Source organism: Serratia symbiotica (Periphyllus acericola) (assembly GCF_964019515.1).
In the GTDB taxonomy this organism is placed as follows: Bacteria; Pseudomonadota; Gammaproteobacteria; order Enterobacterales; family Enterobacteriaceae; genus Serratia; species Serratia symbiotica_D.
In genome coordinates this window covers 161,611-173,474 of the sequence record NZ_OZ026452.1, presented here as the reverse complement: position 1 = coordinate 173,474, position 11,864 = coordinate 161,611, and the positions used below count along the sequence as shown (strand labels likewise).

Annotated in this window: 4 protein-coding genes and 10 pseudogenes; 4 read left to right on the top strand and 10 right to left on the bottom strand. The window is 52.2% G+C overall.

Translation table 11 applies throughout. From position 1 onward, the window contains the following. Positions 1-17: 17 nt before the first annotated feature. A complete protein-coding gene (gene fkpA / locus AACL06_RS00955; RefSeq protein ID WP_339037353.1) occupies positions 18-845 on the bottom strand; it encodes an FKBP-type peptidyl-prolyl cis-trans isomerase in 828 nt (275 codons plus the stop codon). 540 nt (positions 846-1,385) lie between these two features. Here fkpA and AACL06_RS00950 point away from each other — a divergent pair. Beyond that, positions 1,386-1,514, top strand: a complete 129-nt coding sequence (locus tag AACL06_RS00950) for a SlyX family protein (RefSeq protein WP_339037352.1) — start codon at positions 1,386-1,388, stop codon at positions 1,512-1,514. On the opposite strand, the pseudogene slyD reads toward AACL06_RS00950, so the two are convergent. From slyD to kefG, 4 genes and pseudogenes are all read right to left on the bottom strand, one after another. Next, a pseudogene (slyD, locus tag AACL06_RS00945) lies at positions 1,511-2,065 on the bottom strand (peptidylprolyl isomerase). The gene AACL06_RS00950 and the pseudogene slyD overlap by 4 nt on opposite strands. A 128-nt stretch (positions 2,066-2,193) precedes the next feature. Then, a complete protein-coding gene (locus tag AACL06_RS00940) occupies positions 2,194-2,358 on the bottom strand; it encodes a YheV family putative zinc ribbon protein (RefSeq protein ID WP_425336919.1) in 165 nt (54 codons plus the stop codon). 50 nt (positions 2,359-2,408) lie between these two features. Next, positions 2,409-4,217 (bottom strand): annotated as a pseudogene (gene kefB, locus AACL06_RS00935) (glutathione-regulated potassium-efflux system protein KefB). 14 nt (positions 4,218-4,231) lie between these two features. Next, positions 4,232-4,775: pseudogene (gene kefG, locus AACL06_RS00930) on the bottom strand (glutathione-regulated potassium-efflux system ancillary protein KefG). A gap of 127 nt (positions 4,776-4,902) precedes the next feature. On the opposite strand from kefG, the pseudogene AACL06_RS10460 reads away from it, so the two are divergent. Further along, positions 4,903-5,914 (top strand): annotated as a pseudogene (locus AACL06_RS10460) (ATP-binding cassette domain-containing protein); the annotation flags it as partial. A 264-nt stretch (positions 5,915-6,178) separates the two neighbouring features. On the opposite strand, the pseudogene tauD reads toward AACL06_RS10460, so the two are convergent. From tauD to AACL06_RS00895, 5 pseudogenes are all read right to left on the bottom strand, one after another. Beyond that, positions 6,179-7,039 (bottom strand): annotated as a pseudogene (tauD, locus tag AACL06_RS00915) (taurine dioxygenase). Further along, a pseudogene (gene tauC, locus AACL06_RS00910) lies at positions 7,036-7,751 on the bottom strand (taurine ABC transporter permease TauC). The pseudogenes tauD and tauC overlap by 4 nt, the downstream one beginning before the upstream one ends. An 82-nt stretch (positions 7,752-7,833) precedes the next feature. Further along, positions 7,834-8,521 (bottom strand): annotated as a pseudogene (tauB, locus tag AACL06_RS00905) (taurine ABC transporter ATP-binding subunit). Positions 8,522-8,599: 78 nt separating this feature from the next. Next, a pseudogene (gene tauA / locus AACL06_RS00900) lies at positions 8,600-9,595 on the bottom strand (taurine ABC transporter substrate-binding protein). A gap of 266 nt (positions 9,596-9,861) precedes the next feature. Beyond that, positions 9,862-10,463, bottom strand: a pseudogene (locus AACL06_RS00895) (LysE family translocator). A gap of 267 nt (positions 10,464-10,730) precedes the next feature. Here AACL06_RS00895 and AACL06_RS00890 point away from each other — a divergent pair. Both AACL06_RS00890 and AACL06_RS00885 read left to right on the top strand, forming a co-directional pair. Beyond that, complete coding sequence (locus tag AACL06_RS00890; protein ID WP_339037351.1) at positions 10,731-10,958, top strand: YheU family protein; 228 nt, start codon at positions 10,731-10,733, stop codon at positions 10,956-10,958. Between the two features lie 158 nt (positions 10,959-11,116). Beyond that, positions 11,117-11,854 (top strand): annotated as a pseudogene (locus AACL06_RS00885) (phosphoribulokinase). Positions 11,855-11,864: the final 10 nt, after the last annotated feature.

Here is an 11,864-nt window from a genome sequence, read left to right as displayed (position 1 = left end):
GCGATAGGACGTCGATCCTATTTCGTTTTGGCGTCAGCCAGTTTCACCGCTTTGGTCTCTGCTTTCGGTGCCGCTTTCACGTCCAGCAATTCAACATCGAATATCAGCGTGGAATTTACCGGGATGCCTGGAACGCCAGTTTTACCGTAGGCCAATGCCGGAGGGATAACCAGTTTGATCTTACCGCCTTTCTTGATGTGTTTCAGACCTTCGGTCCAGCCTGGGATAACACCGTCCAAACGGAACGACAATGGCTCGCCACGGGTATAAGAATTGTCAAACTCGGTGCCATCAGTCAAGGTGCCTTTGTAGTTAACGACAACAGTATCGCTATCTTTCGGTATTGCACCTGTGCCTGATTTCTCTACCTGATACAGCAGGCCGGTTTCGGTTTTCTTCACGCCTTTTTCATTGGCAAAGATGTCACGATACTTAACACCCTTGGCTTCGTTTTCTTTTACCTCCTGCTTCATCTTCGCCTGAGCAGAAACCTTTACGCGCGCTTCAAAGCTCTGTAGGGTTTTCTCGATGTCCGCGTCACTCAGTTGACTCTTGTTAGCGAAAACGTCCTGAACGCCAGCAATCAACTGGTCTTTATCTAGCTTAATACCCAGCTTTTCTTGCTCTTTGAGAGAATTACCCATGTAACTGCCTAGAGAAGCACCCAGTGCGTAAGCCGCTTGATCATCATTGTTCTTGAACTTGCCAGTGCTTAGCGTTGCCGCAGCGTTATCGGGTTTGGCAGTCTCTGCCGGTTTGGCGGCATCGTCAGCCATGGCCTGTGTCGCATTAAGAGACAAAGCCATGGTTGTTGCCAGAAGTGTAACTTTAAACAAAAATTTCATCCATTTCTCCCGTGTCTGAAGCGATGCCCCAAACAATTATTAAGTAAGATAATTGAGTTATTATATAGCAGCCTGAAAGAAAACAAAACAATGGTACAGGTCAGCCATAAAGTCAAAATGAGACTTCGATTTTATAAACAGGTTTTCTTTAACGTGCCACTTGTATGATAAATTAGATTTTTCTTTCACCTTACCCGAAAACGTTAGGAAAAGGTGGTAATAACTCTTCAGCACATTAGCGCCCTGCCCAGATAACCAGATAAATAGTACAGGGCAAACCCGACTACAACTATTAACATAGCACCGGAATTAGGATTTAGAGCCTATCCCAATAGGCGTTCATTGTTGCAGCTAGTTTGCACAGGGACAGCGCGCCACAACCGCAGCGTACAGAGAGTACGTGAGGAGAGTGAGCACTGCCCAGGGCCAACATGGCAAATAAAATAGCCTAATGGGATAGGATAGGCTCTTAATTATTTCAGAGGTTGCCTCATGCAACACACCGACACACAAAGCCTGCTGCTATAACGGCTTGAAGAGTTGGAAAGCCGTTTGGCCTTTCAGGAACTCACTATAGGAGAACTGAACCAGACCGTCGTTCAACACCAAATGGAAATGCACGAACACCTGCGCACACTGACCGACAAGCTGCGTGCCACTCAATCCTAAATGATCGCTGCACAGTCAGAAGAGACACCGCAGCCGCCTTTCTTGCCGTGGTCATGATCATAGCCGTGACCGCCACAGCAACCATCACCCTGTTCGTGGTGATGATCGTGCTCGCCATGAACAGGGCAGTGTGCCAGTTCTTCAAGGGTCGCTTCTCGGATGGCCACCACTTCCACGTTGAAGTTTAGGTTCTGACCAACCAACATGTGGTTGCCATCTACTTCAGTGATTTCAACTGGCACCTGGCCTTGATCGGTATCAGCCAGGAAACGCATGCCAACCTGCAATTCATCAACGCCCATGAGAACGTCTTTCGGCACGCGTTGCACCAGGTTTTATCGTAGTTGCCGTATGCCTCGTTAGCGCCAACTGTAACGTCGAAGCGAGCCTGCTTCGTGGCCTGCGAGCGCTTTTTCCAGACCTACAATCAAAGAACCGTACCCGTGCAGATAGTCCAACGGCGCACTAACCGTAGACTCATCAACCAAAACACCGTCTTCTGTACGTACTTGGTAGGCCAAGCTGACCACCAAGTCTTTTGCTACTTTCATGATATCTCCTACCGTTGGCTACTTGGACGCCGCCCACCATGGTGAGAACTGCGCTTTTACTGAGCAGATTGTATCGGAAATATGCCCTACTGTGCCCTTCGGGTAAAAAAATACGTCGGATAACACTACTATGGATGGAAAATACCAATCACTTGCTCCTGAGGCCGAAGATGTTTTTCCAACTGTTGTTCGTTCTGCCGCCGATGGTGGCCGCACTTGACACAGGCCACCACATCAACCTGATCTTCACGCCAAACCGCCAGCGTATCCATAGCGTTACACCCCGGACACATAGCACCAGCGATAAACCGCTTACGTGTTACAACCCTAGCTGTGCTCACGCTTATTCGTCCTCATCCCAGCCATCGAACTGGCAACTCTCTTTTTGCATTTCACGATGGAAAAGTTCTTCCAGCTCACGCCGTGCCTCTTTCACGCGGGAAATTTGCGCCACTTTGCCCTGATGCGGAGGCATCAGTTCCCACAGCATACTCATATCCAAGCGGCGGAAATGCTGCTGGGCGCGATAAGCCTGATGCGGATGCATGCCCAGCGCTACCAACGTCTTTCTCCCCAGTTTCAGTGCACTGGAGAAGGTCTCGCGGCTGAATTGCCTTACCCCTACCTGTAACAGCTCATGCGCCTCAACGCGGCCCCGCGCGCGTGCCAGAATCCTCAGTTTCGGAAAATGCTGCTGGCACAGGCGCACGACTGCCAAAGTATCTTCCGGCTCGTTGCAAGTGATCACGATCGACTGGGCCTTCCCGGCTCCCACAGCACGCAACAGTTCCAGCTCAGTAGCATCGCCGTAATACACCTTATAACCATAGCGCCGTAGCACACTAACAGCGCTGACATCGCGCTCTAGCACGGTAATACGTATTTTATTGGCCATCAACAGACGGCGGATCATCTGACCAAAACGCCTGAAGCCGACGATGATCACCTGTTGTTCGTCATCCTCAACGTGCGGCGTCTCCGCATTTTCATCTTTAGCGTTATAGCGGCGTGCCAAAATGCGTCGATAATCTGCATCAGCAGCGGCGTGGTCATCATCTGCAGCGTGACCACCAGCAGCAGTTAAAGTGAGTCAGGCTGCAATACTTGCTGCGCTCCCGCCGTCGAGAACAGCACAAAGGCAAACTCTCCTACTTGGCTAAGCACACCAGAAAATTGCAGGCGCACCGAGCGTCGCAAGCCAAAAATGCGCTCCAGCGAATAGAGCACCACTGACTTGATGGTGACCAGCAGCAGCACACCGATCAACACTTCGGCCAAATGGATGTAGAATATGCCGATATTCAACTCAATGCCCACCGAGATAAAGAACAAGCCCCAACAGCAGCCCTTTCAACGGCTCAATGGAGATCTCCAACTCATGGCGGTATTCGCTCTCCGCCAGCAATACACCAACTATAAAGGTACCAAGCGCCATCGACAGGCTGAGTGCATTCATAAAGAGCGCCGCGCCCAACACCACCAACAGTGCGGTAGCGGTGAAAATCTCGCGCACGCCAGAAGCGGCGATATAGTGGAACAGTGGCCGCAATAGCAAACGCCCGCCGAGCAGTATGCCGCCGAACGCCGCCACTTTTAGCGCTGTCTTCGCCCAATCATCACTGGTGCCATCAGCCCCGGCCAGGATCGGGATCAGTGCCAACGTCGGGATCACCGCCATGTCCTGAATCAGCAGCGCCGAAAAGCTTAACTGGCAGCCTTCATTGCGGTTCATGCCCTTCTCACTTATCAGTTGCACCGCCATGGCGGTGGAAGACATCGCCAATCCGATACCCCCGATCACAGCAGCTTGCCAGGCAAAATTTGCCACATATAATAGCAGTGCGCCAATCACTACTGCAGTGATCAACATCTGCTCAGCACCAACACCGAAGATCGCACGCCGTAGCCTCCACAGCTTACTGGGATTCAGTTCCAGCCCGATGATAAACATCATGAACACTATCCCCAGTTCAGAAAAGTGCATTATTTCATCAACATCGCGAATAATACCAAGCCCCAAGGGACCGATGGCGATACCGGCAATAAAGTAACCTAGCACCGCACCAATTCCCAACCGACAGGCGATCTGCACCATCACCACCGCAGCAAACAGGAGCAGCAGAATGGCTGTTAGTAAAGACGATCCTTCCATTATTAGCGCCCTCTTTAGGGCAGCGGATTACGCAGCCAGTCACCATAAGCCGTGGCATGGCTTTCCAATACCTCCGGCTTCTGCCGGCGGGCCCAGTATACCAGGATTCGGCGTCAGCCTGTGCATATGGCACATGGCGGCGGTCAGTTTAAACGGCCGCAGGATATCCACCATCGAATAGCGGTTATAACCGCCGGGACAATAAGCGCCCTCTGGCTCGCCGGTGGTGAGCACCGAGCGCCAATACTTGCCCGCCAACGCATTGCCACCCATGCTGTTGGCGAAATCGCGCGACAGCACGCGATCCAGCTATTCTTTCAACAATGCAGGGCAGCTATAAGTATAAATAGGATGTTGAAAAACAATGACCTGATGTTCACGCAGCAACTGTTGTTCGTAGTGAATACCAATAAAAAAATCAGGATAGTGCGCATATAAATCGTGTACGTTAACATGTTCCAACTACTGTGCCGATCAGAGCAAAACCCGGTTAGCCACCGAATCATGGGCTTCCGGGTGCGAATACAGCAGCAAAAGTTTGGGCTGCGGCAATATCATTCCCCTCCAAAGCATCGTCATGGTAACGGTTTTCCCTTACCATTCAACGCGCAGATTAAAACAGCGAACGCAATACACGCTGATACCTTAGATAACAATTTAACACACTCTGAACATACGGCACTTTATGAGTGTATTCTCCTCGCTACAAATCCGACACGGCACTCGCGTCCTGTTGGACAACGCCACGGCGACGGTTAATCCAGGTCAGAAGATCTGGCTAGTAGGCAAGAACGGCTGCGGCAAATCCACATTGTTGGCGCTGCTGAAGGGCGAGATCACCGCAGACGGCGGTAGCTACACCTTCCCCAACCATTGGGCTTTGTCCTGGGGGTCAACCAGGAAACGCCAGCACTGGATGTGCCAGCAATAGAGTATGTTATCGACGGCGACCGTGAATTTCGTCAGCTTGACTCTGGATTGCAGCTCGCCAACGAGAAAAACGACGGCCACGCCATTGCCACATTGCACGGCAAACTGGACGCCATCAACGCCTGGACTATCCGCGCCCGCGCCGCCAACCCACTACATGGCCTCGGCTTCTCCAATGAACAGTTGCAAAGTCCGGTGTGCGCCTTCTCCGGCGGTTGGCGCAGGCGCTGATATGCCTTTCAGGCCTACTGCTGCTTGATGAACCAACCCTAATCAAACTGTTGGCTGGCTCTCTGCAACCGCTAAGCGGTGAAATCGGCCTGGCAACGCCCTAACCTGATGCTGCTCGATGAACCAACCACAACCACCTGGACCTCTATATGCATATGCGCTAGGCGCTGACCTAAGCACTGATCGATTTCGCAGGCGCGCTGGTCGTGGTCTCACATGACCGTCACCTGTTGCGCTATACCACTGATGATCTGTATCTGGTGCACGATGGCCAAGTTGAAGTGTTTGCGGGTGATCTGCATTACTACCAACAATGGCTGATCAATTTGCAGCGTCAGGAGAGCCAGCATGATGCGCTGGAGAAGCAAAGCGGCGGCAACAGCGCGCAAGCGCGTAAAGATCAAAAATGTCGTGAAGCCAAATTCCGCACCCAGACTCAGCCACTGCGCAAGCACATTACAAAGCTGGAACAACAGATGGAAAAACGGAGTGCCGAGTTGGCAGAGGTGGAAGAAAAACTGGCAGACGCGGCACTGTACCAAATCAGCCGTAAGGCCGAGTTGGCCGAGTGTCTGCAACGACAAAACCAGGCAAAATCCGACTTGGAAGAGACGGAAATAACCTGGTTTGAGGCACAGGAGCAGTTGGAAAATCTGACCCAGTCATTCGAATCTTAATATTTACTACCGCCGTTGCCATTATCGAAAAACGGCGGTGCGGGTGCGAGGCAAAGCGCTAGAAACAAACATACATCATAGGTGGGTCAGTGCAGCAACACAGCCGCAGATCCGCACAGCTGCTTAACCCCGATAAAAAGGTTTATCCCCCAAAATGGTCACATGGTGCATAATGCGCCGTTGCGGTAGGTAATCCGAGTTAGCATGATGCTGCATCACGCGGTTATCCCAGAGCGCCACGTCATTTTCTTGCCAGTGCCAACGCACCTGAAATTCCGGTTTGGTAATATGGGCAAACAAGAAGTTCAGCAACGCTTCACTCTCCTGCACTGCCAGATCGACAATCCGCGTGGTGAAACCTTCGTTGACGAACAGCGCCTGGCGTCCACTGAACGGATGGGTACGCACTACCGGGTGCAGCAATGGTGTGTTTTTCTGCATGGCTTGCTGCCAAAGCTGGTGCTCTTCTTCACTGCCACGATGTTTGTATTCAGGAAATGACTTAGTGAAATCATGTTCCGCCCGTAGCCCACTCAACAACTGTTTGAACGGTGCCGACTGCGCCTAGTAAGCGGTAATGCCGCTGGCCCACAACGTATCGCCGCCAGTGGCAGGCAACGTCTTGGCCGCCAAAATCGCCCCAAACGGCGGATTATCGATAAAGGTCACATCGGTGTGCCAGTTATCGTTATCCGGCGGGTTGTCGTCGTAAGTGTCCAGCACTATAATTTCTTCCACATTGGTGACATGCAGGTATACGGGATGAATATGCAGGTCGCCGAAGCGGCCAGCCAGATCGCGATGCTGTAATGGCGTGATAGGCTGATTGCGGAAAAACAGCACCTGCTACTTCAGCAACGCATGATAAAGCTGCTCGAATTGCCCATCGCCTAACGGCTTAGCCAATTCTACGTTCTCTACCTGCGCACCAATATAAGGATAAGGATAAGGCTCCAACGGGGTGATATTTAGACGTTCGTTCATTGCTGTACTCCATGCCAAGTGGTCAATCGGCGTTGCAAGGTACGCAGCCACATTTCCAGTCCAAATGCAATAATCGCAATCACGCCGATGCGTGCCAGCAGCACGTCGGTCGCCAGAAGCTCACCAGCGGATTGCACCATAAATCCCAGGCCGCGCGTGGCGGCGATCAATTCGGCAGCCACCAGGTCGACCAACTGACACCCAGCCCAATGCGGATACCGGTCAGCATCTCCGGCAACGCACTTGGCAATACCACAAAATACAGCACCTGCCAGCGATTGTCTTCCAGCGTGTGGGCGGCGCGCACTCGCACCCGTGCCACGCTACGCACCCCCGCCATGGCGGACAATGTCACTGGTGTGAAAATCGCCAAAGAGATCAGTAAAATTTTCGAGGTTTCGCCGATACCGAACCAAATCACCATCAGCGGCAAATAAGCTAATGGCGGCACCGGAAGATAAATTTCAATTAGCGGAACGAGAATGCCGCGCACCGTGTCATTAAGCCCATGGCAAAACCCACCAGAATGCCGATGATCACTGCCGCCATGCGTCCCAGGCTGGCCACCAGATGTTGCCACAGGGTGGCATTCATGCGGGCTGGCAATGATGATCAGTTGATGCAGAACCTGCTGCGGCGCGGGTAAAAACAGCGGGCTAACCCAATACAGGGCGGCCACACCCCACCAGACAACCAGCAGCACCAGCAAGATCGTGCCACTTAGCTAGACATGGCGTGGCACGCCGCAACGGCGCGCGGCCTTGACCTGCGGTGGCATCGATTGTAATGCAGGCTCATAGCAATATCTCACGCTGTTGGAACATTTTGCCCAACATATTCGCACTGCGCGATAAATTCAGGAGCAGATTTGATCGACCGACAAGACTCGCCGTCAGCAAAACGTTGGCCGAAGTTCAGCCGCAACCTTTCCACCACCTGTCCCGGCCCCCCGGTGACAACAGCAACAACTCGCTGGCGAGAAACACCGCCTCTTCGATATCTTGGGTGATCAGCAGCACCTGCTTTCCGCTATCGCGCCAGATGGTGAACAACAGTTCCTGTATCTGTTCTCGGGTGAAAGCATCCAACGCGCTAAAAGGTTCATCTAGCAATAGCAGGCGCGGATCGGTCGCCAGCGGACGGGCAATGCCAACGCGCAGGCGCATGCCGCCAGAGAGCTGCCAGATAAAGTGCTGCTCATAACCTGCTAGCCCAACACGCTACAACAACTGCTGTGCCACCTGCCGATGCTGCTGCTTGCCAATGCCAGCCAATTGCAAACCAAACTCAACGTTCTCCACCACATTGCGCCACAGCAGTAAACCCTCATGCTGGAACACTACGCCATATTCGGCCCCTGGACCGCTCATCGGCACGCCATCTAGCTGGATGCTGCCTGCTGATGGCGCAATAAACCCGGAGATACGTGGTTTTGCCGCAGCCAGACGGGCCGAGCATCACCACCAGTTGTCCAGATGCTATCTGAAACGAGACATCGCGCTATGCAGGGCATCCCTGATATTCTGCACAAAGGTGGTTAACGCTAAGCATCATGCGTCCTTAAGGTTGTAGTGCAGCCTGCACCTGTTGCACAAAACGGTCGGTAACATAAGCGCTGTAATCGCTATCAACCTGCGGGATCTTTCCCTGCTGCTTAAGGAACTCAGCAGTGTTGCGGATCGTTGGTTCCATCGGCTAACCAAGTTGGGTGATCTGAAGTGCCACCGGCAGATAAATGTTACCCCTCACCCTCTCCGGCACCTGCGCCGCCGATATGCCACATAGGCGCGCCTGCGTACTCAGGTTGCTCTGATCTTTCAGCCATTTCTCCGGCTCTACCAGATAAGCTTTTTGCGCCGCCAGCACATGGGTGACAAAGGCAACCACCACCGCAGGATGTTTATAGGCGAAATCCTTGCGCACCACCCAGACATCGAACGTTGGTGCCCCCCACTACCCTACTTATTCGGTAATCGGTCAGCACCTTACCTTGCTTGACCAGTTCGTTGACCACGGGTGCCCAGAAGTAGGCACCATCAATATCGCCGCGTTGCCAGGCAGCCGCGATGGCTGGCGGCTGCAAGTTGAGAATTTTACCTATTCAGGCTTGATGCCCCAGTGCTTAAGTGAGGCCAGCAGGCTGTAATAGGCGGTGGAAATAAACGGCACAGCGATACGCTTGCCGATCAAACCCTGCTGGCTATTGATGCCGTTCGTCACCACCAGCGCTTCGGCACTGCCAAGCTGCGCGGCGATGAAGAACACTTCAATGGGGAGTTTCTGGCTGGCGGCCACTGCCAGCGGGCTAAAACCAATATTGCCAATTTGCACATCACCGGAGACCAGTGCACGCAGCACGCTGGAACCGCTGTCGAATTTACGCTAGTCGACGGTAGCACCGGACTGTTTAGCGAAACTGTTTGCCGCCTGTGCCACCTTGGCCGGTTCCGCCGATGTCTGATAGGCTACGGTCATATCCAGCGCATAAACGTGGGTGGCGCTAAGTGACAACATCAGCAACGCGACACCGCGTAAGGAAAAAAATTTACCCGCCATGTTCCGCTAAGTTGATAGGAAACTGTCTAGTTGCCAGCAGTTTTATCTGAGTGATAACTAATGAGAAAGGAATAAAAAAATATTTTTTATTCTAATTATGAATATTTGGTATCCTGTGAGGGGTAGACCCGTGGCGTACCAACCATTGCAGTCCTTCCCAGGCTGTGCCGCCATTAAGCATGGCAACATCGCAGACCCAAAATCCCATCATCAAGTCGGGGGCCTATGTTCAAACCCGACAACACGGGTTGACGCGCATCCCTGCACTAGTGCCAGATCAGCAGGACGCTGGCCGCAGTCAACACACCTATACAAACGTTAAAAATAATACAGGCTTTTTTGCTATGTAGCAGACGGCCGATCACTGTGCCGAACCCTAACCAAATCATACCGGCGATAATATTCACCACCAAGATACCTACCGCAATCGCCACGATGGAAGTGGAGTACCTGTCACCCGTCAAACTGAAACTCACTACCGCACCCAGCGCCATCAACCAGGCTTTTGGGTTGAGAAACTGCAACAACCATCCTTATACAGCCGTATCGGCTTGAGCGGAACCACATCGGTTTCCAGCTTTTCATAGGCGGCGGAGGAAACTTTACACGCCAGCCACAGCAGGTACAAGCTGCCAAGGATTTTCAGGATCAGGTGCAGCGATGGGTAGACCAACAGCAGGCTACCTACGCCAAACGCCACCAACAGCAAAATGCTTTGCATGCCAAGCAGGATGCCGATCATCAACCACAGTGAACGCATAAAGCCGAAGTTGGCACCAGAGTTAGTCAGTAACATATTGTTGGGGCCAGGCGTGATAGCAGTGACCCGTAGGAAGCCTAACATCGAAAGAAATAAATTCAGTTCCATGAAGCAGGTACCCCTGATTCGCGTCGCTTTTTTGCCATATCATTGTTGATTAATGCCAGTAAAGCTAACAGTGCGTTATTATTCCCACAATAGCCACCAACCCGATTTTTATTCAGGCTATGCATGCATCCTTTCGCCCTCTGACCGAGGCTATTAATCCGCCCCTGAAAACGCAGTGGGTATGCTACCGCGTATTGTTAAATACCGTAAAATGTGGTTGGAATAGCGTATTCCATCTTGGCTATCTCTTTATCTGGATATCTCGACGTGATCATCCCTTGGCAAGAACTTGAAACTGCTACCCTGAACAGCCTCCTCGAATCTTTTGTGCTACGGGAAGGCACCGACTACGGCGAGCATGAACGCTCGCTGGAGCAAAAGGTGGAAAATGTGCGTAACCAACTGAAAAGCGGAGAGGTGGTGTTAGTGTGGTCGCAGTTGCACGAAACCGTTAACATCATGCCACGCCGACAGTTTTGCGCCGGGCTGGATTAAATTTAGTGGTTATCGGCGCAAAGACCAACGGAAAAATCAGCTAACAAATGAATGATTGCCAACACTCATGTACAGGATTTACTCCCAGCGAAAGTGCGCCAAACAGGCCAATAATCATTATCTAGCACCGTCTCATTTAAAATGGAGTGACGACCATATTGTCTGCCAAACATCCCATCATCGCAGTGACTGGCTCCAGCGGTGCTGGCACAACCACCAGCGTGGCATTCCGTAAAATATTTCAGCAACTCCACTTCCGTGCCGCAGAGTTGGAGGGCGACAGCTTCAACCGCTACACCCGGCCAGAAATGGACGCAGCGATCCGCAAGGCGAGCGATCTGGGTCGGCATATCAGCTATTTCGGTCCCGAAGCCAACGACTTTGGCCTGCTGCAACAGAGTTTTATCGAATATGGCAAAAACGGCACCTGAGACTCACGCAATTACCTGCACACCGATGACGAAGCCATGCCTCACCATCAGGTACCGGGTACTTTCATACCTTGGGAGCCACTTCCGGCACCGACCGACGTGTCGATCGTTAACCTGAAGTGGATACAAAAGCTTATACGAGATACCGGAGATGGCGGTCATTCCCGCGAGGCGGTGATGGATTCGGTGGTGCGCTTACCAACTGTAGATACCTCCAACCCGTTCGCCGCCAAAGCTATTCCCTCACTAGACGAGAGTTTTGTGGTGATCCACTTCCGCAAGCTGGATCAGATCGATTTCCCCTACCTATTGGCGATGCTGCAAGGCTTTTTCATCTCGCACATCAACACCAACACCCTGGTGTTACCAGGCTGCAAAATGTGACTGGCCATGGAACTGATCATGACACCGCTGGAGCAATGGAGCAACGGCGGAATGTATATTTCGGCTATCCGAGTAAGTTAATATGCAGAGC